The sequence below is a fragment of the Chlamydia sp. 16-02 genome (assembly GCF_042235055.1).
Taxonomy (GTDB): domain Bacteria; phylum Chlamydiota; class Chlamydiia; order Chlamydiales; family Chlamydiaceae; genus Chlamydia.
Window position 1 is genome coordinate 56,664 of the sequence record NZ_CP114172.1, and the last position, 22,404, is coordinate 79,067.

A 22,404-nucleotide genomic window follows, 5' to 3' on the forward strand; every position below is an offset into this window, starting at 1 on the left:
AATTATAATTTTAATTATTAAAATCCACGTGTTCTATGGTGTTTATTATGTCAGGAATTATTTTACATTCCCTTTTTAAGAATGATTGCCGATGTCATGCCTCTTATTCGTTTGATAAACGAATTCAAGATCGTTTGACTGTAGCTATTATTATGGCTGTGATTTCTTCCGTTAGTTTGATTTTAGCAATTATTCCAGCAATTATTATGGCCACTCCTATAGGATTCGTCTGGGCAGGAATTTTTGGTGGTTTAGCTCTTGCATTATTTATTTTTGCGTTGCTAACAAATTATTTAAGAAAGAATATGCCTGAGGGACTTAAGGAAGTATTTAAGGAAAATTATCCTCATGTTTTTTGTGATTTTATTCAAAAAAAGCAACTCACTATCCAAGAAATACGTCTATTAATTCATGGTTTAGAGCAAGCTGGTGAAGATAGGGATATTTCTTTTCATAAATATTTAGGAACTTTCCCTAAAAAGTTAAAAACAGCATTAAATAAATATGGAATTTCTAAATTTATAGATGGTCTTGAACAAGTAGATCTTACTTCTCTGCATTCTCTATTAACTAGAAACTGTCCTATATATTGGTTGAGAAAATTTATAGAAATAGCCCCAGAATCCCCTACTAGAGATCTCGTTAATCAATCACGTGAAGAAATAGCTTACTACTGGTTAGGAAAATCTGGAGGTTGTAGGAATACTGAGACTATTTTTTCGAAAAACACTCATCTTATCTCTCAAAAGATATCTAGAGACGATTTTGATACATGTTGTTTGTATGTTCGTAATGGAGATTGGGGGAACGAACAATTAGAGGAAATAAAACATAAAATATCAGAAGCCTGTCTACAGGTTGGACGGCAGAGTGATGAAGATTCAGGTATTGATGTTACAAAGTTTTTTACATCGATTCAAAATTCCCTTTTAGAACTATGCATACACGGTGTTTCTTGGGAGCAGCTCTGTTTGATTAAATCATTAGATTTTGAGAATTGGGATTTTCTATGCGCTCTTGATGGCAGTAAACAAGGAGTACGTAAATTTGTTGTTCCTTGCCTTGGAGAGGTTTCAGATGAGAGGCATCCTTTATATGAACCTTTAATTTCTCTTCTAACCTGGAAAGATTTCGATAATTTAGGTTTGAAAAAAGAATCTATTTTTATGGGAGAAGTAAGGAATCCTGAGAATAGGCTTCTTAAATATTTTAACAGACAATCACGCTATCATAGATCTATAGACCCCCTAAATGAAGAGGTAGTCTTGGATAATCTTCCTAGATATACTTTAAATTTATCCACAGGAGAAAAAGAAGAATGATATTAAAAAACAAGTTCCCCGTTTTGTAAAATTCCTTCACGATGGCATTGACGTGCGAGTTGCTTATTATGTGTTACGATAAGCACTCCACGTGAATTATGTGATTGAGATAGAAGAAGATCATGAATGTATTCCGAAGTTTGATCGTCTAAATTTCCCGAGGGTTCATCTGCCAATAAAATGGATGGATCATTTATTAATGCTCTAGCAATAGCCACACGTTGTTTTTCTCCCCCCGATAGATTGCAACATCGTGAATGTGTTCTATGAGATAGACCTACGGATTCTATTAATGTTAATGCTTTTTCATATGCTGAAGATCCCTTAGCAATGCTTTGTCGAGCAATGCTTGCTGGCATTAAGATATTTTTGATTACAGTATCATCTTCTAAGAGATAGAAGTTTTGGAAGATAAAACCAATGTGCTGGTTTCTAAACTTAGAGAGATTATAAGTTTCCTTTTTCTTTCCTAGAAAAATAATCTCGCCAGATGAGGGGGTGTCTAATGTTCCCAACAAATGTAGGAGCGTGCTTTTCCCATTTCCTGAAGCTCCTGTAATAGCAACAACTTCCCCAGGATATAGATTGATGCTTACATTACGTAATATCTCAATATTTTGATTGCTTTGTTGGACAACCTTGGAAAGATTTTTCGCTTCAATAAGAGGTAACATAATTATTCTGCTTTTAAGATATCTGACACGTGCATTTCAGCAACTTTTCTAGCTGGCAAAGCTCCAGAAATAGCTGCTAAGATTAAGGTGCCTAAACCCAGTATAGCGATCGTTGGTATATGGATTTCTTGAGGCAATCCTTGACCAAAGAATGTAGAATTAAAAGCTTCTCTGCCTTGTAGATAACTTAATCCTTGGGTAATTAGTGAGAGATTTTTCATCGTTATAATAGCAAAAATTGTTCCGAAAAGCACACCAACAGCCCCAGAAAGTGCTCCACAAAAGCTAAAAATAATTTTTAAACTTCGTGAAGGTGTCCCCATAGCTTTAAGGATCCCTATTTCTTTCTTCTTATTATTTACTAGAAGAATGGACATGGTCACTACATTTGAACAAGCAACGATTAGGATAATAATAGCGACAAGTAAGAATAATATCTGGTCACTACGAAGCTGATCTAGAATAGGCTTGAAATACTGGTAATCATAAAGAGATGACACTTCCCAATATTGATCTACACCTGCTTGGTATAGGATAGCTTGGATCTGATTTTTAATCGGAGTTATTTGCTTAGTATTAGGAAAGAAAACATGTAAGCCATTATGCATCCCTAATCCTGTAGATTGCGAGCGTATTAGAGAAGCTAGATCCATATCAATAAATACGATCTTACTACCCATGGGAGATAAACCAGGATTATAGAACCCAATAACATGTATGGGATGTTTAATTTCCTTCTGAGTTTCTGAAGAGAAAATACTAAGATCGCCTTTATCCCCTACTCTATAGCCCATATCACGATAGTTAATAGGAAGAATAATAGCAGATCCTCGATAAGTATTTTGTAAATTCGCAAAATCTTTTTCCCAGCCTTCATTAGAACTATTAAAAGGATTTAAAATTTCAGAGCTATAATCTGTGTGGTCGTAGGGAAGCACTCTGGTTTTATAAACTTCATCTGATGGATAGGCAATAAATTGGGAGAATGTTCGAGATTCTGATTTACTGGGATCAGCAACTCTATCCATCTGTATATAACCAATTCCCTCTTCAAATTCTAGAAGTTGACCCTGATTTTGATTTAGGTAAGGAGTGAGAGATTCAAAGGCAATTTTTACAGGATCCTTTAGCTTTCCGTTTGAAGTTGTGTCTCGTTTTGGAAAGTTTTCAGGAAGAGAATAGTCTGAATCCGAATCATAAGGATCCACAAAAGACGAAGCAAGTTTTTCTCCTATGGTCTTTGTTGTATATTGAGAGAGATCCGCGTGTCTATCTACTTGATAGTAATAAGAATCATAGTATGCGGACGAAGGTAAGAGTTTTACTGGAGCGTGAAGCTGGGAAAGATCATGAATCCAACGCTGTTCTAAACCATAGATTACGGAAATAAAAACAATGGATAACCAAGTAACTAAAGAAATGATGCCTATTGAAAATAGGGAAACAATGGCAGAAGATAACCTTTTCTTCCTTGGTATTAGATACTTAAATGCGATTAAAAGTTCTAATTTCATGACCTACTCAACAACTTTGAATAGAAGCTAGCAGGTAAATAAAATCTTTTACTTAGCTTCTTTGAAAATTACGTGCCTACGCAGTTTTCTATCATATTTTTTGAGTTCTAGTCGACCTGTTGTTTTTCTTTTATTTTTAACAGTCCAGTACATATCGGAACTTTCAGAACTTTTTAATTTAATGATTTCACGATTCTTACTAGCCATTGATGAATCCTTTTAAGAAAATGATAAATCGCTTATGATACTATATTTATTTTCAAAAAGAATCAAGCAAACTTCCCCATAATTAGAAGAGAATTTTCATGACAACTAAAGAACAGGTTTTTTTAAACAGGCAACTTCAAAATAAAATTCATTTTATTAGTTTAGGCTGCTCTCGAAACCTTGTGGATAGTGAGGTAATGCTCGGTATTTTATTGAAAGCTGGTTATGAAGCTACAGAAATGCTTCAGGAAGCTGACTATTTGATTTTAAATACATGCGCTTTTTTAAAAGCAGCTCGAGATGAGTCCATGGATTATCTCCAACGTATAATTAAGGCAAAAAAGGAAAGCGCTAAGATTATACTAACTGGTTGTATGGTATCTAAGCATAAGGAAGAGTTAAAACCCTGGCTCCCCTACATACACTATGTTTTAGGTTCTGGAGATGTAGAGCATATTTTATCTGCAATTGAATCTAAAGAAGCTGGAGAAAAGTTATCTTCCAAAAGTTATTTGGAAATGGGAGAGATCCCTAGAAAACTATCAACGCCCAAGCACTATGCTTATTTAAAAATAGCAGAGGGATGTCGTAAACGTTGTGCTTTTTGTATTATTCCAACTATTAAGGGTGGACTAAGAAGTAAATCTTTAGATCAAATTATTAAAGAATTCCGCCTATTATTGAAAATGGGAGTGAAGGAGATTATTTTAATTGCTCAGGATTTAGGTGATTACGGTAAAGATCTCTCTGCAGACCGTAAGTCTTGTTTAGATAATATATTACAGGAGATGCTCAAAGAACCTGGGGATTATTGGATTCGTATGCTCTATCTATATCCCGATGAAGTTGATGACACGATTATTGATCTTATGGAAAGCGACCCTCGTTTACTCCCCTATGTGGATATTCCTCTACAACATATTAATAATCGCGTCTTAAAAAATATGTTAAGAACCACATCTAAAGAACAAATTTTAGACTTATTAACTAAGCTACGCACACGCATTCCACATATTTATATCCGCTCTTCATTCATTGTTGGTTTCCCTGGAGAAACCGATAAAGAATTTCAAGATCTTGTGGATTTTGTTAGTGAAGGATGGATCGATAATTTAGGGGTCTTTTCTTATTCTCAAGAAGACGGTTCTGTAGCTGCGAAAATGCCTGATCAAATATCTCAGAGCATAAAATCGAAAAGACTTAAGATTCTTTCTCAAACACAAAAGAAAAATGTTGAGAAACATAACAAGCAACTTGTTGGACAGATTGTTGAGGCTGTTATTGATGGATATCACCCTGATAGCGAACTCTTGCTAACAGCACGTTTTTATGGACAAGCTCCTGAAGTTGATCCTTGTATTATTGTTAATGAAGCACGTTTGGTTTCAGGATTCGGAGAGCGTTATTTAATCGAGATCACAGGTTATGTAGGTTATGATCTTGTTGGTCGAGTAATAAAAAAAGTGCCCGGAGAATAAATTTTACCGGGCAAAGTTGTTGTTCAATATTTTATCTAAAATAAGGTAGCTGAACTACATTCCAAGAAAATGAAGCAACACGCCACCAATAACTTAAGTTTCTTAATAAGAAGAACCCATTTTGTGTAGCAAGGTATGTAGTTGCAACCCATTTCATAGGTTTAGATCTGTAGTAACTTGTTCCTGAGCATGTGGATCCTTGTAAGAATATTTGTTTATCGCCGATCACAGCCATCAAAAGACATTCTCCCCCTGTTCCGTTATCTAGCCACCCCCCATGTTTTGCCATAATGACTGTAATACGGAAGAGTTTAGGATTTGATGGACTTGCTTCAAATGTAAGTTCAGCGGGTCTCTGATTTTGAATGTAAAAGGCCGAAATTCCCATCTGCTCAGTTTGCTGACCAAATCTATTCCAGGGAATATCCCAAATTCCTGTCTTTACTTCTCCTGTTCTTACATGTCCCCCTGAAAGTGCTGAACGCATAGCAACAGAGGTTTTTGTTTGTTTAAAGCGTCCATAGGAAACATATTGTTGTCCATACTCCTGATTATTATTATAACTACTAGGATATCTCACAGTATGGTTTGTCAGATTTACTCGTCCGTAGAAATCTATCTTGCGATTGCTTCCAATTTTAACATCCATATTTCCGCCGACAAACAAGTCTTGACTACAGTTAAGTTTTCCAGCAGTGCAAGTTAGATTAGTAACAGTGGTGTTCTTTGACGTTATGTTATCTCGTACAGTAAGAGCTCGTTTTTTTTTCTCAGTTGATAAGTCTTTAGAGTAGATATTAAAACGAACAAACGTAGGGAAGCTTATATTGGTTTTAGGTGTGGACATAGTTTTTTTAATCCTCCTCAGAAAATCTTGATGCAAATGGAAACCAAATCACGCTTACAGCAGAAAACATGCTATTTATATGACCTCCTGTAAAGACAGTTACTGAAGGTAAATCAGAACCAGTTACATCTGTGATTGAGAAAATAGCGTATAAGGAAGTACACGTTCTATCTGTGTTATAATGACCACGAGTATCTGCTGTACATAAATTTTGGGATTCTCCACTGGAATTTAATCTTAAGAATAAATTTACCTCATCATTTCCTGAGTGCTGTCCATTCATTCTTGTCACTTGAAAAGTTACCTGATAGATACCTGGAGTTCGGATTCGAATATGTTGAGGATCAACATAAAAATAGTTTCGATACATTGGGGTGTAATTTTCAAAATCCTTTGAAGATCCTGTTTTAAAATATACTAAGGAATCTTTATCAATATTAGATGTCCCACGGTGATCTATAAAACAAGTGTAAGCTTGTACACAACTCTTTCTATAATAATTAAATGTAATAGCATCACGTTGAGAAACAGGATCCGAGATATTATTAAAAAGTGGCTGTGTACTAGAATTAGATGAGACGGTAATATCTCCATTGAGAATAGTTTCTTTTAATGAGCAACTATCATTCCCCGAAAGATTTCCACCGATAAAGAAATCACAATTTGAGTTTACATCTTTTTGTACAGTCAGTGAGTCAGCATTAAACTCATCTTCGATGTTTAAATTTCCATCAATATTTAATGTGGCATTGTTTAGATAGAGATTTTGATCTTTTATCCCAGTTGCATCTGCTTCTATAGTTTTATTATCTGGATTAGCTGGTGTAGAGCTTAAAATATCATTATTTTTATTGTTCATGGCTATGTATCATCCTCTGGGTAAAAAATGAGACCGAAATAGAACCCGCTTAATACCGCAGTATTTTGCATTAAAAGTGCACAAAATAGAGATTTTGCTACGTTATTCCCATTAGAAACGGCGGCATTCGGATCTGAGGGAACATCTTGTAAGCGTATTGATGTGCTTAAAGCTCCTTGGTCTGCATACCCTCCGCCACTATAGATAGTATTTGCACTATAAACAACATCTGCTGCGTCTCTTAAATGAATGTCTCCTCCCCAACCATTATCCCAACCCCAACGCTTATTAATTCCGTAATCTATCATATAGATCCCTTTGCTGAGTAATTGTACCCAGCGATTTCCTGGATATGTAACTTGGGAATTGCTTCCTCTTTTGTAATCAACGAACCTTATATGAGAAAAAATGTTTTGTGATTGGTATACCATTCTATCTGAACCTATAATCGGAATAGGATCATCTGTATTAACATAGATTCTTCCGAATTGAGCGAGTGAGCAGAAAAAATATTCTGGAGAACGTATATAGTTTGCTGGAACTGGTGAAGAATCATCAGTAGGCCGAGCTACGTTACTGAGTCTATTGCCATGCAGATCTATAGAAGCAGAGTTTTGTTGGTTCTCTATTTTAAGTGAGTTAACTGATGTAAGACCCGAAACATTTATGGCTCCTTGAAAAGAAGCATTCCCTGGTGCAGTTACAGAAAAACTATTTGTAGAAACTATCGAATCAGCTTGTGTGTCGTTGGTTTGTACATTTCCCGCAACAACGTTACCTTCTAAAGTAGAATCTACAGAGAAATAGCAGTCATTATTATCATTAGAATTAGAAGTAGTCATTTATTATTTTATTATTCCAATTTTTTTCTAATAAAAATCAGATAATAAAATATTGGTCAATTTTAATATGTTTAGTTTATTTATATTAAAATAAAATTAACTTTTAATAATTAAATTGGTAATAAAAAAAGATGAGAGATTAAAGAAGAGATTGGGGGTGGCTGGATTTGAACCAACGTATCCGTAAGGAGTCGGATTTACAGTCCGATGCAATTGACCGCTATGCGACACCCCCAAAAAATGCTGGAGAAAGGACTTGAACCCTCAACCGTTCGATTACAAATCGAATGCTCTGCCAATTGAGCTACTCCAGCGAAAAACTTGGGATACCTATTGCTTGAAGAGAAAACTTTATTAACCAATAGGAAATCAATTTATACGCTATTGGTTATTTTCTTCCAAGTCAGAATCAGTATTTTCTGATATGCGATAGTCTTCTTGTGTAGGAATAAAGTCTTCAGAAACGAAACTTGTGTCCTGATTAGTTTGTTCAATCGAATGCTCTGGAGAGAGATTCGTTTCCATAACTTGAAAATTATGCTTCTTAAGTTGCTCTGAAACCAAACGGTCTTCTTTGGCTTGAGCTTTTTTAACAGTTTTCTTTCCAGGTGCTGTTTTATTCTTGGTAATTTCGTGATATTTATCAATCGCTTGCTTTTGCTCAGATGTTAAGCTTTCAGAAAGACGTTGAAATAGTTGTGTACAACTATCCCCTGTTTGACCTGAAGTGAGAACTTCTGCAGAAAATTTGAACTTACCTTCAGAAGTATAACGTGCAGGTTGACTATCTTTAGCAAGACAGCATTGCTTATATTTCTTATTAGAACCGCATGGGCATGGATCATTTCTATTAATTTTTTTTGACATATAATCCTTCTCAAAGCGAAGTGCTTAAAGGAAAGTTTAAATAAGATAAAGATAAAAACCAATTACAAGTTTTGCTATAAATTAAGATTGTATTGCAAGCTTTGTTCTATCCTTTTACTATTTTTCTATGTCTATTCTGCACTTACATCCTCCTTGGATTAAAGCTGGCAAACGCATAGAAAGTTTGGTTCGCAAAGCTTTATATACTTATTCTATGTTAGAAAATCACACTAAGATCGTTGTAGCTCTTAGCGGAGGTAAAGATAGTCTTTCTTTACTTTTAATGCTCAATGCGATTTCAGGAAGGGGGTTTCCTGAGCTTGATCTTTATGCTGTCAATATTGGGGGGAAATATTCTTGCGGTGCAGAAGTTAGCCAACAATACTTAGCTAATATCTGTGATAAAATCCGGGTACCCTTTACTTCAATAGTCTCTCCTTATGATCCTCAAATTCCAGAATGTTATTCATGTTCGCAGGTTAGAAGACGTCTACTTTTTCAAGCGGCAAAAGAGATAGGTGCTACTGCTGTAGCTTTTGGACATCATCGAGACGATGTAGTACAAACAGCTTTAATGAACCTTTTACATAAAGCAGAATTTGCAGGTATGCTACCTGTTTTAGATATGGTGCATTTTGATATTACGATCTTACGCCCCTTGATTCTTACTCCTGAATCATGGATACGTAAGTTTGCTAAAGAAAGCGGGTTCGCTCGTGTTACCTGTCGTTGCCCCGTTGTATCTTTAAGAACAAAAACAGAATCCGTTTTGAAGTTACTGGAAGATGTTTTTCCTCAAGCGCGACATAATATTGCTCTAGCAATTGAACAACATGGTTTATCGAAAGCCAAAAAAAATTAAAACTAATTAAACATATTTCATAAATTAGTCTTGCTGAAATATTTATAGTAAGATTTATTTTTCGGTAATTTTATGAACAAAAGATTAAAGATTCTATTAACTAATGACGATGGTATTTCAGCAAAAGGGATGAGTCTTTTAGTCTCTAACTTGCTAAAGGCTGATTTTGCTGAGCTATATATAGTAGCCCCTAGCACAGAACAATCGGGAAAAAGCATGTCATTTTCCTATACTCAATCTGTATCTATCGAAAGCGTTGATTACCCACAGGATGTTGTGGGTGCATGGGCAGTCTCTGGTAGTCCTGTAGATTGTGTTAAACTTGCTCTAGGTGATTTATTTCGTGATTCCTTACCCGACCTTGTATTATCAGGAATCAATCACGGATCTAATGCGGGTAGAAACATCTTTTACTCTGGAACTGCCGGAGCAGCTATGGAAGCTATTTTATCAGGCATTCCTTCAATAGCATTTTCTCAAGAGCAACATATTTCCTTCTTTCAAGAAGATTCTGCTCCTGAACAATTGAAAAAGCTATCATTATATGCTTTATCGACTCCCTTCCCTATTCTTACGGGTTTTAATGTCAATTTTCCTGCTAGTGAACGTAATGAAGCTTGGAAAGGCATGCGACTTGTTGCTACAGGAAAAGAATTTGCTTGTGGTTTGCCTAAACTCTTAAGTAGTGAAGGGAAACGCAAGAATTTTTCTTTAAGTGATTGTCAGATAGTAATAGATGAAGATATTTCTGATGAATGTCGCTCTCTTTTAGATAACTACATTACAGTAGTTCCTTTATTGGTAAGAAATTCTCCACTAGCTTTAACTAGTGAATCAGAATTTCAACAGCTACAGGAAAATTTCGAAGAGTTCATCGGTTCTGAAGCTGACACTAGATTATTTGATGTCTAAAATAAATAAATGGAGTAGGTATTTCCGATCGAAAACTGCTTTCAGAGTTTAAAGCTATCTACTTCATAAATTCTTTAGCCAAAAAAAGTATGCGCCTTATTTCTCGTTATAGATATCGACTTATATTTCATATAAGAAATGGATATTAGCATTTTTCACAATGCATAAGTGCTTTATAAGTTTCCCTTGCCGTCTGCAAATTAATTTTTTTAAAATCATACAGATATTTTATCATAGCTATTTATGATTCTATCTGTTTATTTTTTGTGCCCTAGATAGTCTAAACAAGTATTTTTTATGAAAATTCATTTTTTTAGAATTCAGTATCTTTTTTGCGCGCTACTAATATGTTTCCCTTTAACAACTGCTCTCTCTAAAGAAAGAGAGATTAGTGTTTCAGAGAAATCTGATCAGAGCAAAAAAAGAATGAAGATTTTATTAACCAACGACGATGGTATTTCTGCTAAAGGAATGACCCTATTAGTATCCAATTTATTAAAGGCTGATTTTGCTGATATTTATATAGTAGCTCCTGCTACAGAACAATCTGCAAAAAGTATGGCATTCACCTGCCGTGAATCTGTAGTTTTACAACCTTATGATTATCCTCAACCCGTTGCAGGAGCTTGGTCTGTTACTGGGACTCCTGTAGATTGTGTAAAAATTGCTTTGAGCTACCTATTTAAAGATGCTTTGCCAGATCTTGTATTATCTGGGATTAATAGTGGATCTAATGCAGGAAGGCATGTTTTTTATTCTGGAACTACCGGCGCAGCTATGGAAGCTATTCTATATGGAATTCCTGCAATAGGGCTTTCTCAAGAGAAGAGAATCTGTTCTTTCCAGGAGAATAATCCTAATGTTCCAGAGATACTAAAGTCTTTATCTTTGTACGCTTTATCCAGGCCTTTTGGTTCATATCCTATAGTTCTTAATGTTAACTTTCCTGCCAATAGCAAGCCTTGGCGAGGAATGCGATTTGTTTCTGGTGGAGAAGAATATTCCTGCGGGGTTCCTAAACTCTTACTTTGCAATGGAGATGCTAAGATTTTCGCATTAACTAATTGCCCTGTGGTTATAGGAGAAGCTCCTTCTGAAGAATATCAAGCAATCTTAGACAACTATATTTCTGTGGCTCCTTTAGTAGTTAGAAGTTCTCCTATAGCAACTCTTTCTTTGAAAGAATTCCAACAACTACAGGCCGGATTTCATAACTTTGCCAATACTATCGCTATGAGAAAATAATCGTTGGATTCTCGTTTTTTAGGGTCGACCAGGGCCCTATTACCACATACAAAAAATATGCCTTTATATGTCTTTCAGAACGAAAATAAGAGTAATCTTCCTAGTATTCACTTAGAATAGAGAGCTTTCTTCATTATCGGAGTGAAAATGGTTGTGATTAAACTATTTCTTCTGTTAATGTATGCACCTAATCTTGTTTGGATGCGTAGCTCAGCGGTTAGAGCACCTGTCTTACACACAGGGGGTCATAGGTTCAAATCCTGTCGTGTCCATCTGCGGGAGTAGTTCAATTGGTTAGAGCACCGCCCTGTCAAGGCGGAAGTTGCGGGTTCAAGCCCCGTCTCTCGCGAACATTCAATCAGAGGTTGAAAATGCCCCATGGAACTCGTTTAACGAAGTTTAGCTTTCCTCTGTACTTTTCCAAGACCCTAAGTTGGTTTATTCTTGGAGGGTTTCTTGCTGCCTGCGGAGTTCAAATGGTCTTAGTGCCTAATGAACTTATTGACGGTGGTATTGTAGGTTTATCTCTTATTGCCTCCCATTTCTTTGGTCATAAGTACCTTCCATTCTGTTTAATATTGTTTAATTTACCTTTTGTTATCCTGGCCTTTAAACAAATTGGTAAATATTTTGTAATCCAAATGATGACTGCCGTGATCATCTTTTCTTGCGCTCTATGGCTCATTGACTCCCTCCCTCTATGGTTTGGTTTCAATCCCATAGTTTTTAAGGGATCCGAGATGGAAACAGTAGTTTTTGGTGGGGCTATTATCGGTGTAGGTTGTGGTTTGATTATCCGTCATGGAGGATCTACAGATGGCACCGAGATTCTAGGTATTATCATCAATAAGAAAAGAGGTTATACTGTTGGTCAAGTTATCCTCTTTGCGAATTTTTTTATCTTTGCATTAGCTGGAATTGTTTATCAAAATTGGCACACAGCATTCGTATCATTCTTAACTTATGGCATTGCAACGAAGGTTATGGATATGGTGATTTTAGGACTTGAAGACACCAAGTCTGTCACTATTATTACCTCTTCTCCAAGAAAACTAGGCCATATTCTTATGGAAAACTTAGGTGTTGGTCTTACTTATATCCATGCTGAAGGTGGATATTCTGGAGAACCTAGAAATGTTCTTTATATTGTTGTAGAACGTTTACAGCTTTCACAACTTAAAGAAATCGTCCACAGAGAAGATCCCTATGCATTTATTGCAATTGAAAACCTTCACGAAGTAATTAATGGTAAACGTACGAACTAAGCAGGATTTACCCAAACTTTTTCTAAGTCGCTTTTTACATCTAATAGGGATAGAATTTTCCCAACAATATCATTAGTAATATCCTTGACTGTTTGTGGTTTAAAGTACCACATAGGCATAGGAGGAAGAATAATGGCCCCATTTTGAGATAATTTGAGTAAGTTTTCTAAATGAATCGCGTGTAAGGGACTTTCTCTAGGAACTAAAATTAACTTCCTACGTTCTTTTAGAGCAACATCAGCTACTCTTCTTAATAGATTATCCCCTAATCCCATCGAAAGAGCTGCTACTGTCGCCATGCTACAAGGAACTATAACGGTGCCTTCCACACGATAAGATCCTGAAGCTAATTTACTCTCTATAGATTTGATATTGTGTTGATGAATATAGGAATGGTTTTCTTCAGGAATCAAAGAAAGCAAAGAAGAGGTCTCAAGTTCGTAATAAAGTGTTTTCATAGCGGCTGGAGAAAGAATTACCTCAACATCGTATTTCATTTTAGATAGTTCTTCTATCAGCTTTACAGCTAAGACTATTCCAGAAGCTCCTGAGATACCTACAATATAACGTTTCATGCGTATCCGTTAACATTACGAAAGTAATAAACTTACCATGACCACGAAAAAGGATAAAGCAAGGTAAATATTTCCCCTAAAGAAACATCTTTCAAGATTAGCTTTATTCTTGTGCATTTCATGATAGTTTTTAATGGTTTTACAAATGACTAGGGTTGGGAAAAGAGATAGTACAAAACCTAGATTAGTGAAAGATGCTAGCACAGACATCGCTATATAGGATGCTAAGCTGATTACTAAGCATACTGAAGCAATGCGAATGGCCTTCTCTTTTCCAAAACACGCAGGAATGCTGTAGAGCTTTTCTTCTCTATCGAAATCCAAATCCTGAATCGCATAGATAATATCATTAGCAGCAATGATCATAGCTGCTGTTATTCCCCATAAAGAAACTATGGTAAACATCTTTAACGAAAGAGGTCCTGAAGATAGAGCATAAAAATTCATAAGAATTGCCAGATAGTAAATTAATCCCAGCATCCAATGACATAAGTAAGTAACACGCTTTGCGTAAGCATAAACAACCATAAGAGTGATAGATATTAAAGCTAACCACGTACATTCCTTATTTAAAAACATGCATAAAATGACAAAGAAGAACAAAGCGATAGCTGTAACTAATGAAACAAAATTGAATGAAAGCTTTTTTGAAGGTAATACCCTAAAAGAGGTTCTGGGGTTTTTTTTGTCTATGTTGTAATCGATGATCTGATTTATTAAGATCCCCACTGTTCTAGCACAGAAACAAGCAAATCCCCCAATCAATAGTGCTGTCAATCCCTTATCAGAAAATGCCGATGAAATCTCAGGGAATGTCAAAGCAAATACTGTGGTCGCAGATAGAAATACTACCGAAAATAGGGCATATTTCATGTTTAATAACTGATTAAAATATTTCATTTGCATAATGAAAACTTTTTAATTCTTAAATTATTTAATTAATAGATTCTCAAAAAATGCAACCGATTCGCGGTTCAATATACACCTGAAATAGGAATGCGTCATACACGCTATCTTATAATTAAAATTGTGTAAAGTTTATAAAATACTTTCTTGCACATAGATTTTTATATTTCTAAATAATTAAAATACTTAGCTTTAGATATAAAACTTATATTTGTTTATGCGATTAATTTTTTATAAAATTCGGTTTATTTGTTTTGCATTACTAATGTGTGTTCCCACATCAGTAGCATCTTCTCAGGACTGGGAAGCTAAGCACATTAATGATTGTGAACAGATCGTCTCTTCGACTCAATTTCATCAGGATCACGGTCCATGGATAGTTGTAGCCGGAGGATGCTGGACTTCACAGGAAAATTATCAAATGGCTAGAGATGCAGGCCTTTTATTAGCTAAGAATGGTTATTCCGTGGTTACAGGATCGGGTCCTGGCGTTATGGAAGCAGCTAATGCTGGGGCCGTACAGGCGGGAGGAACGTCTTTAGGGTTCATCTTAAAAGGTGAAGACCTGAATGATCATATACCCCAAGGAAATTATTGTCAGGTTTCCCATATTTCCCACCGTCTACAAGGAATGATCGGCAATTCTTTAGGTTGCATCGTGTTTCCTGGAGGGCTAGGTACCGTAGATGAGGTCTTCTTTGCTTTAGATAACTTTAGATATCAAGAGGTACCAAACCCAGTTGTCCTTGTGGGCACACAGTTTTGGGGGCCGTTAGTAGAGTGGATAAAAAATTTACACTATACTCATACATGTCCAAAAAATTTATACCTGGTTGATTCATCAGAAGATGCTGTAGAAGTTATTCAATTTCATTACAAGAATCAGTCTTGTAGCTTTTCTTCTAATTAATCAAAATTTGAGAGTTCGCTCCACGTCCTTGTGGAGCCACTCTCATTTCTTATTTTCAAAAAAATAATATTATATATGCTTCGTTATATTGTAATAATAACGCGAACTAACTTTGGATTTTTTAAAACAAAATTAGATTTACACGATTTATAATCAGATGGTAGCATATTTCTTTTGAGAATGTTTTTTTGTTAATTTTATGGCTATTCCCGCTGAGATTCAAGTTAGAAATTCAGAGAATCAAGTAAGAAATATTTCTGTTTTGGCGAATAACCGAAACTTTATTAAAAATGAAAGACAAACCTTTCTAGCTGTTATCGGTGCTTTTGCTCTGGGTATTATCCTACTTCTTGTTGGGGTATGCGTATTAATTCTTCCTTTAGGACTTACTTCAGCTTTGAGTATTTCTCTAGGAGTTTCTGGAATCATTATAGGCTCTGCGGTTATTGCTTACTGTCTCAAGGTTGTCTATTTTCAAAACGCTATTTGGAGAAAGAACTACCTAGAAATAAAAAGTGCTCTTAGAAGTCAAGGTCTGCCCATTCCAAAAGAAAAGAACACAGAACCCGTTTTATCTATACTCTTCCCTTCCTCGTTAGATGTATTAACCTATGGTAAGGTCCATTGTATGGGGAAAACTAGAACACTAATTGCCCTAAGTGAAATTATTCTCGGTATAGGCTGTATAGTTGGTGCTGTTATTGCTGAACTTTTGATAACTACCTGGTTCCGTCCTGGAATTAGTTTAGGTCTAGGTATTACAGGAGCCGCTCTATTTATCGGAGGTCTTCAAGATATTCGAGCCTTTAGTTTAAGCGCTCAGGGAGTTACCCATCTGTATTTAATGCAGTACGAACAAGAATTAAGAAAGACAGAAAGAACAATATTTGAAAAAAGTTTAAAAAGCGCGGTGTCGCGCTCAACTCTATTAGAGCATAATCTTCAGGAAGCTAATACTAGAAATTTAAACCTGACTACCGAACTCACTTCAAAAAATGCTCAAATTACCCACTATAAAAATCGGATTTCAAGTTTAGAGATAAAAAAATCGATTACCCCAGCTCCTACAACCTCGTCATGGTTAGGTGCAATTTCTTCATCCATTTCATCTACATCGCACTTTTTAAGTTCTTTCCTACCTGGTGGTGTGCAAAAAACCGCTGTTCCTATTCCAGGAACTTTACTAGCTATTACTCCTCCACCGTCTGCAACTGAAACACAAAGAGGAGATGAACAGAAGGAAAACTCGCCTATTAATAATGATGACAATGAGTCTGATGAGGATTTTGAGGATGCTACTGAAGGATTCGATATAGTATCGATAAACTTACACCGTCGCAATAGCATTTAACTGTAAAGAAATCTTGACAACCCTTTAATTTTCAAAGCGTTAAAAATTTTATTACAGAATATTGTCCCCTTAATCTTAGGATCTTGTGTTTTTTATGTTTATCTAAGAGAAGAAAACTAAAATCTTGTTATATTATAAGATCTTATTTTCTCTCTTTTTACTGAAAATTAATAACATATTTGTTAAAATTTTCATCGATTTTATTATTTTAAATAGTTTCAAGTATGGCTTCTCCTATATCACGTTCCTCCTCTCACGAAGAGGCAATAGAAAAGGTTTCCGTATTAAAGCGGGTTTGTCAGGATTCTCATGTTAGTCGTAAGGTTGTTAGTCTCACCCTTGTCGCTGTAGGTATTATTTTAGTTATATCCGGGATCTTACTTTTAACCCTTACGATTGCTAGTTTACCCTCTACATTCTCTATTGCTTTGGGCGCTACAGTTCTTGCCTTAGGCACAAGTTTGATCTCCTTTGGGATAGCTATGCGTATTTTTAGAAAGCCCTCTTTATCCCATCAAGAAGAAGATGTATTAGCTAGCGAAATTATAAGAGTTAAGGGGTTGGTCGAACAGAAAACAGAAGAGGTCACTCGTCTACAAGCACAGCTGGATGAATCTCAAAGACAGCTTGCAGAGGTCTCCGGAGAACTTGAAACAGAAAGACAAACTATTTCTGACCTACAATTACGTGTACAGCAAGCTGAAGAAGGGTTAACGCAGGTCAGAGAAGAAAATAGCGTGCTGCAGACACGTCTACAAGAAGCTGAGACTACCGTTCAGCAAAAAGAAGAGCAAATTCAAGCACTTCAGGCTGAATTGACTGCTGAACAAGCTAAAGTACAGCAACTTGAAGATATGGTTAGAGATCTAGTTGCTGATGCTCAAGAGAAATCTTCTCGCATAGCTTCTCTTAGTGAGGATCTTGATAAAGCTCTTATTAACCAGCAAGGCATGATAGAAAGATTGACTAGGGATTTTGAGACAGAAATTACTAGGTTAAATCGTCTGTTGATGGAAAAAACAATAGAATTAGATGCAGCCAAAGTAACAATAGATCAAATACAACAACGATTAAATAGAGCCAAGCCAACACCGTCTCCTACACCAATAAGAAAAAGTAGCTCTACTCTTTCGTTAGATGTTAATGCTGGTAGCCCAACCGTACGCTCTCGTTTTAATAACTGGTGGGAAAATAGGAAAACATCAAGAAGCGGATCATCATCTGGAACAGTTACTTCCTCTTCTGAAAGTTCCTCCTCGCACGAGCAATCTTCTAGTGAAGGAAACCATCAAAAATGACGATCCGGACGAAACTGAAGAGGCTAACGAAAACTTATAAAATTAGCCTTCCTTGGCATCATCTTAGGAGACAAGCTCGAAGTGTATACTTCGGGCTTTTTTTATATATCCAAACTAATTTTTTTTCTTTCCTGTTGACGACGTAGTGTTCGATTTAAAAATGTCTGAGCAGATCGCCAAAGTATATTTTCCGAATCTTCTGTATGCAAACTATCTCGTAGAATATTATGAATGTTTGGGTGATCTTTAGCTGTAGAACATTCAGGGAAAAACTTCTCTTGGTCATCAGAATAGAAAAAGTCTGTCCCTAAGACAAGTTTATCCAAGATCCCAATTTTTTCAGCATGGTAAATATGCTTTTGCAAATCTTTTAAAGATGATCCCACGAAGTAGTTCACGATATTTAAACCAATGACACCGCCTCTAGATGCAATTTCTTTTGCGTGAGCACCGGTAAGATTCCTAGGGATGTTTTGAACTTCTCGAAAGTTGGAATGACTAGCAAGAACCTGCATAGTAGGCAATTTATCTAAGGTATAATCTAGAATATCATCAGCAAGCCTATCACAACAATGGCTGAGATCTATGGGAATAGCTAATTGTTCCATAACCTCTAATAAACGTTTGCCATCAGTAGTCAATTTGTGGGGATCAAAAACACCGCCACCAAAACGATTTCTTCCATTCCAGACAATACCTAAATAAGCAATAGGACCCATAGAAAATAGGTCTATCAGCTTATTCAGAAGTTCGCTGAGATTTTGGTAGTCGGAACCTAATCCAGAGGCATTTTCTATACTACGAATGATCGAAAGAGAGTTGTTATGATTGTCTTTATCTAAAATATCGGAATCAAAGGAGATAAGTTGGATGCGTTTGTCAGATTCTGGAAGGCTGAAAAATAGTTGATTTTGTTTGTCAGCACTAGGAGAGCTTCCACTATGCTCAGTAAATATAGCGCACACTTGCTTATCAACTCCTCCAGAGAGTAGTTGACCAGGGGAACAACGAACAGAAGGATCTTGATCCGAAAGATTTTCATGAGAAAGAAGGTCGCAATGCATATCTATAATCATGAAATTCACCTGATACGGGTATAAGTATATGGCATTAGATAAGGCGTAAGCTCGGGATATAAAGATGTCTGTTGATTATAAACAAATACAACTACTGGTTTCGAAGATCTTAATGCTTTTCGTAACGAAGGATAGAAATTCCATGGTTGAGGATCCTCACAAATAATACCTTGAAAATTAGGGTGGTGTTGAAGAAACTCTCTTAACACTTCATTATCTCTTACAGTATAAATTTTAATATGTTGAGAAAATGTGTGGAAAGCTCGACATGGTTCTATTCTTTCTCCCAGAACCTCTTCAATAGCGTGTCGAGAGACTATCCCTTCACGATATATCTTTAAGGGATCTGCAGATATTACTGTAGATTCTAATCCAAAGGAACATTGACCAGGAATAATAACAATATCTTCATTCGGGAAATCTTCGATGACTTCATCAGAAGCTACTGCCGGAGGGAAATTTGAAATATTCGCAGAGGTTCCAATTAAAGGCCCTGATATATCGATTAATCTCTTTATTATAGGAAGAGAAGGAATTCTAAATCCTAATTTTTCTTGGGAAAATCTAGAATTTTTATGATCTACAAGTAGGGTTAAAGGTCCTGGAAGGAACTTCTGAGCCAGTTTAATAGCTCGGCAAGATAAAGGATAGCCTGAGAATTTTTCGATATCCTCAAGTGTATTTACATAAATAACTAAAGACTTTCCTCTATCTCTATGTTTTAGAGAATAAATACGTTCTTCAGCATCTAAAGCATTTAATGCTACAGCTAAACCATAGACAGTATCTGTAGGAAAGGCTATAACCTTTCCCTCATGTAAATAATCCGCAGCTTGACGTAAGAAAAAATCTGGATCAGTACCGGACATAAAAGCTCCAGAATTAATCAATTTTAGTACATTTTAACCAAAAACCAAATGATTAACTTAGTAAAAACCTGGTTTAATGTTTGCCTGAAAAGACTTTAGCATAGGTATATTTCTAAATCCAAGTTTTTTAAATACAGCTTCTGTTTTATAAAGAAGATTAAAGTTATTTAATATTAACGACATTAATCCTCTCCTTTATAGAAGAAAAATTATAATTTTCTCTATATCTTACTGATTTATAAGAAAGCCTTGATCTCTAAAATCAATCTGACTAACTTGATCTAAAATTTTATAAAAAATTACCTTTGAGAGCATTCATGGAGTATTCATTTTTTCGTCGTAAGTTTGCTGGATTAGACGCTATAGTATGTCCTGGAGATCCCGATGATCCTGTTATTGTTTTTTGTCATGGTTATGGAGCAGACGCTGATAACCTAGCATTTTTTCCTTCAGCCTGCCCTTTCAAAGGTGTACGCCCTACATGGATATTTCCCCATGGGATAGAACAACTTCCTTATGAATTTGGTGGCGGAAGAGCATGGTTTCCTTTAGATGTTCCTTTATTTCAAAGTTTGATTTCGAATCCTGATATTACTCCAGAAACAGAGCAACAATATCAAAAATTATTTAATATTGATTTTGAAAAGCCAAAAACAGCTTTAGAAAATCTTATTGAAGAGTTGGACCGTCCTAGATATGACGTTATTCTTGGAGGATTCAGTCAAGGTGCTATGATGACCACACATCTTGTACTATCTTCTAAAATTCCCTATCGAGGAGCTTTAATTTATTCTGGAGCTTTATTACTCGACAAAGGTTGGGAAAATAATGTGAATCTTTGTGCTAAAGTTCCCTTTATTCAAAGTCATGGATATCAAGATACCATTCTCCCCTATTATCATGGTGAAAGATTAAATAAACTCTTATCCTCACGTCTACATGGAGAGTTTATTTCTTTTAATGGAGGTCATGAGATTCCTGCTCTTGTCTTACAAAGAATGCAAGAAACTATTCCTTTATGGACAAGCGCTTTAAGTTAACGCGTTAAAACGATTATTCAGTGATGAGAGTTGTAAGGCAACCCATTCCATACAACTTGTCGCTGATGAAGAGTTATCCAAAGCTTGGTAAGCTTTCTCCACAATAATCAACACCTTTTCTAAAGGTAGTATGGGTAGGTTAAGAATATCCTCAGCATATTTAGGATATGTCATCGCGCTTGCGCTAATATTTAAAGAAAGCATAAATCGATCTCTAAATAGCTTAAGAAGGATTTCTAAAAGGTATTTCGCTTTATCTCTAAGCACTTGCTTATCTGTATCAGCGCTGCCTTTAACTATTTGTCCTACTTCTGTGATTTTCATTTTTCCAGAAGCATATTTTAAGAGATATTCAATATCATCTTTATTAGGAGCTATATTCTCATCACCTTGAATATATATAGATAAGCTACGAGAAAGAATCGTAGCAGGTATACGTTGTAGTTTTGCAGATGTGAGTAAAATGACACTATGTGAAGGAGCATCTTCAAGTACTTTTAAAAACACAGAGATCGCTGGTAAAGTCATACGATCTACTTCATGAATGATATAGATCTTATAACACCCTTCATAAGAAAGAATTCCTATCTCCTTTTTGATATCCCTAGGAATCTCTATAGAATGTAATCTTCCTTTTCCAGAAGGAAAAAATTCATGAATATCAGGATGGATTCGCTGGGAAATCTTATATTGTGCTTCAGGGGTATCTTTAAGAAGAATATGTGCCGCTAGATTATATGCATATTGTGAAAGTAAAGTTAACGAATTCCCATACAATAAAATTGCATGAGAGATCTTCCCTTGATTAATATTATCAAGTAAGGCTTCCCAGGGTTGATTAACAACCTTTTCTTCTATTTGCATAACGCTAATTCTGTATAGGCAGTCATAACTTTATTAAGAGACTCTTTGATAGGTTGCCTCCCATCTAAAATAAGATAGCTATCAGGGCGTGCTTCGGCAAGAGATAAAAATCCTTCACGGATTTTTTTATGATATGCTAAAGGCTTATCTTCGAATTTATCCAAGGATTTTTGCTGTTGTTTTCTTTTTAGTCCTTCTTCAGGAGGAATATCCAGGAGACAGGTAAGATTAGGAAGAAACTTTTTTTCTCCTACGACATGGTGACAAAGGTTTGTCACATAATCTTTACCTAATCCCTCAGCTATTCCCTGATAGACAATTGTAGAGTCATGAAATCTATCACAAATGACAATTTTTCCTGATTCTAAAGCTGGAAATATTTTTTCAGTTACATGCTGCGCGCGTGCAGCAAGAAATAGAAATAATTCTGCATAGGGAGAAATTGATATTGTTGATGGATCTAAAATTAAATTACGCACCTGTTCTCCTAGAGGAGACCCTCCGGGTTCTCTAGTGGCGACAACTACTTTCCCCTCAGCTATTAGTCTATCTTTTAGAAGTTCTGTTAAGGAACTTTTCCCTGAACCTTCACATCCTTCAATAACTATAAACACAGCGTTA

General features: G+C 35.8%; 23 protein-coding genes and 4 tRNA genes. 12 read left to right on the top strand and 15 right to left on the bottom strand.

From position 1 onward, the window contains the following. Window positions 1–35 precede the first annotated feature (35 nt). On the top strand, window positions 36–1,322 hold the full coding sequence (locus O1W70_RS00175) for a DUF1389 domain-containing protein (RefSeq protein WP_375797235.1): 1,287 nt from the start codon (window positions 36–38) through the stop codon (window positions 1,320–1,322). A 2-nt stretch (window positions 1,323–1,324) separates the two neighbouring features. Here O1W70_RS00175 and O1W70_RS00180 read toward each other — a convergent pair whose 3' ends face one another. The 3 genes from O1W70_RS00180 to rpmG are packed head-to-tail and all read right to left on the bottom strand — an operon-like array spanning window position 1,325 to window position 3,717. Beyond that, a complete protein-coding gene (locus O1W70_RS00180; protein ID WP_332381441.1) occupies window positions 1,325–1,996 on the bottom strand; it encodes an ABC transporter ATP-binding protein in 672 nt (223 codons plus the stop codon). A 2-nt stretch (window positions 1,997–1,998) separates the two neighbouring features. Beyond that, a complete protein-coding gene (locus O1W70_RS00185; RefSeq protein ID WP_375797236.1) occupies window positions 1,999–3,510 on the bottom strand; it encodes an ABC transporter permease in 1,512 nt (503 codons plus the stop codon). A 48-nt stretch (window positions 3,511–3,558) separates the two neighbouring features. Further along, window positions 3,559–3,717, bottom strand: a complete 159-nt coding sequence (gene rpmG, locus O1W70_RS00190; RefSeq protein WP_006343203.1) for a 50S ribosomal protein L33 — start codon at window positions 3,715–3,717, stop codon at window positions 3,559–3,561. 98 nt (window positions 3,718–3,815) lie between these two features. On the opposite strand from rpmG, the gene rimO reads away from it, so the two are divergent. Continuing rightward, window positions 3,816–5,195, top strand: a complete 1,380-nt coding sequence (gene rimO, locus O1W70_RS00195; protein WP_332381439.1) for a 30S ribosomal protein S12 methylthiotransferase RimO — start codon at window positions 3,816–3,818, stop codon at window positions 5,193–5,195. Between the two features lie 31 nt (window positions 5,196–5,226). Here rimO and O1W70_RS00200 read toward each other — a convergent pair whose 3' ends face one another. From O1W70_RS00200 to O1W70_RS00225, 6 genes are all read right to left on the bottom strand, one after another. Next, window positions 5,227–6,042 (bottom strand): hypothetical protein, encoded by an 816-nt coding sequence (locus tag O1W70_RS00200; protein ID WP_332381438.1) that lies wholly within the window; start codon window positions 6,040–6,042, stop codon window positions 5,227–5,229. Between the two features lie 7 nt (window positions 6,043–6,049). Continuing rightward, window positions 6,050–6,901 (bottom strand): hypothetical protein, encoded by an 852-nt coding sequence (locus O1W70_RS00205; RefSeq protein ID WP_332381437.1) that lies wholly within the window; start codon window positions 6,899–6,901, stop codon window positions 6,050–6,052. Between the two features lie 2 nt (window positions 6,902–6,903). Continuing rightward, window positions 6,904–7,743: a hypothetical protein gene (locus O1W70_RS00210; RefSeq protein WP_332381436.1), complete on the bottom strand. Its 840-nt coding sequence runs from the start codon at window positions 7,741–7,743 to the stop codon at window positions 6,904–6,906. Window positions 7,744–7,895: 152 nt separating this feature from the next. Next, window positions 7,896–7,978, bottom strand: a tRNA-Tyr gene (locus O1W70_RS00215). Window positions 7,979–7,984: 6 nt separating this feature from the next. Further along, a tRNA-Thr gene (locus O1W70_RS00220) sits at window positions 7,985–8,057 on the bottom strand. 67 nt (window positions 8,058–8,124) lie between these two features. Then, a complete protein-coding gene (locus O1W70_RS00225; RefSeq protein WP_332381435.1) occupies window positions 8,125–8,610 on the bottom strand; it encodes an SEC-C metal-binding domain-containing protein in 486 nt (161 codons plus the stop codon). Between the two features lie 127 nt (window positions 8,611–8,737). Between O1W70_RS00225 and O1W70_RS00230 the strand changes: the two genes are divergently transcribed. From O1W70_RS00230 to O1W70_RS00255, 6 genes are all read left to right on the top strand, one after another. Beyond that, window positions 8,738–9,472, top strand: coding sequence for a tRNA 2-thiocytidine biosynthesis TtcA family protein (locus O1W70_RS00230; RefSeq protein ID WP_332381434.1), 735 nt, complete (start codon window positions 8,738–8,740; stop codon window positions 9,470–9,472). Window positions 9,473–9,544: 72 nt separating this feature from the next. After that, window positions 9,545–10,384 (top strand): 5'/3'-nucleotidase SurE, encoded by an 840-nt coding sequence (surE, locus tag O1W70_RS00235; RefSeq protein WP_332381433.1) that lies wholly within the window; start codon window positions 9,545–9,547, stop codon window positions 10,382–10,384. A gap of 426 nt (window positions 10,385–10,810) precedes the next feature. After that, window positions 10,811–11,629: a 5'/3'-nucleotidase SurE gene (surE, locus tag O1W70_RS00240; protein WP_332381432.1), complete on the top strand. Its 819-nt coding sequence runs from the start codon at window positions 10,811–10,813 to the stop codon at window positions 11,627–11,629. A gap of 199 nt (window positions 11,630–11,828) precedes the next feature. After that, a tRNA-Val gene (locus O1W70_RS00245) sits at window positions 11,829–11,901 on the top strand. Window positions 11,902–11,904: 3 nt separating this feature from the next. Beyond that, window positions 11,905–11,978: transfer RNA gene (locus tag O1W70_RS00250), tRNA-Asp, on the top strand. Window positions 11,979–12,000: 22 nt separating this feature from the next. Then, entirely contained in the window at window positions 12,001–12,894 is an 894-nt protein-coding gene (locus tag O1W70_RS00255; protein ID WP_213240939.1) for a YitT family protein, read from the top strand. On the opposite strand, the gene O1W70_RS00260 is transcribed toward O1W70_RS00255, so the two are convergent. Further along, the gene (locus O1W70_RS00260) at window positions 12,891–13,469 is read right to left on the bottom strand and encodes a flavin prenyltransferase UbiX (RefSeq protein ID WP_332381431.1); all 579 of its coding nucleotides are present in this window, start codon (window positions 13,467–13,469) and stop codon (window positions 12,891–12,893) included. The genes O1W70_RS00255 and O1W70_RS00260 overlap by 4 nt on opposite strands. Before the next feature lie 15 nt (window positions 13,470–13,484). Then, the gene (locus tag O1W70_RS00265) at window positions 13,485–14,375 is read right to left on the bottom strand and encodes a 4-hydroxybenzoate octaprenyltransferase (protein WP_332381430.1); all 891 of its coding nucleotides are present in this window, start codon (window positions 14,373–14,375) and stop codon (window positions 13,485–13,487) included. A gap of 265 nt (window positions 14,376–14,640) precedes the next feature. Here O1W70_RS00265 and O1W70_RS00270 point away from each other — a divergent pair, with 265 nt between their 5' ends. From O1W70_RS00270 to O1W70_RS00280, 3 genes are all read left to right on the top strand, one after another. Further along, window positions 14,641–15,285 carry an LOG family protein gene (locus O1W70_RS00270; RefSeq protein ID WP_332381429.1) on the top strand — a complete coding sequence of 215 codons (645 nt, stop codon included), beginning with the start codon at window positions 14,641–14,643 and terminating at the stop codon, window positions 15,283–15,285. Window positions 15,286–15,484: 199 nt separating this feature from the next. Continuing rightward, window positions 15,485–16,636, top strand: coding sequence for an IncA family protein (locus O1W70_RS00275; protein ID WP_332381428.1), 1,152 nt, complete (start codon window positions 15,485–15,487; stop codon window positions 16,634–16,636). Window positions 16,637–16,860: 224 nt separating this feature from the next. Continuing rightward, window positions 16,861–17,934: an incA family protein gene (locus O1W70_RS00280; RefSeq protein ID WP_375797237.1), complete on the top strand. Its 1,074-nt coding sequence runs from the start codon at window positions 16,861–16,863 to the stop codon at window positions 17,932–17,934. Between the two features lie 101 nt (window positions 17,935–18,035). Here O1W70_RS00280 and O1W70_RS00285 read toward each other — a convergent pair whose 3' ends face one another. Together O1W70_RS00285 and O1W70_RS00290 are read right to left on the bottom strand one after the other, a co-directional pair. Beyond that, window positions 18,036–19,010: a membrane dipeptidase gene (locus O1W70_RS00285; RefSeq protein WP_332381426.1), complete on the bottom strand. Its 975-nt coding sequence runs from the start codon at window positions 19,008–19,010 to the stop codon at window positions 18,036–18,038. A 5-nt stretch (window positions 19,011–19,015) separates the two neighbouring features. Next, window positions 19,016–19,879, bottom strand: coding sequence for an L-threonylcarbamoyladenylate synthase (locus O1W70_RS00290; RefSeq protein ID WP_332381425.1), 864 nt, complete (start codon window positions 19,877–19,879; stop codon window positions 19,016–19,018). A gap of 317 nt (window positions 19,880–20,196) precedes the next feature. Between O1W70_RS00290 and O1W70_RS00295 the strand changes: the two genes are divergently transcribed. After that, the gene (locus tag O1W70_RS00295) at window positions 20,197–20,919 is read left to right on the top strand and encodes an alpha/beta hydrolase (protein WP_213240925.1); all 723 of its coding nucleotides are present in this window, start codon (window positions 20,197–20,199) and stop codon (window positions 20,917–20,919) included. On the opposite strand, the gene O1W70_RS00300 is transcribed toward O1W70_RS00295, so the two are convergent. Both O1W70_RS00300 and tmk read right to left on the bottom strand, forming a co-directional pair. Further along, a complete protein-coding gene (locus O1W70_RS00300) occupies window positions 20,911–21,783 on the bottom strand; it encodes a DNA polymerase III subunit delta' (protein WP_213240923.1) in 873 nt (290 codons plus the stop codon). The two genes, O1W70_RS00295 and O1W70_RS00300, sit on opposite strands and share 9 nt — an antisense overlap. Then, entirely contained in the window at window positions 21,774–22,397 is a 624-nt protein-coding gene (tmk, locus tag O1W70_RS00305) for a dTMP kinase (protein WP_213240921.1), read from the bottom strand. Before tmk ends, O1W70_RS00300 begins: the two co-directional genes overlap by 10 nt. Window positions 22,398–22,404 lie beyond the last annotated feature (7 nt).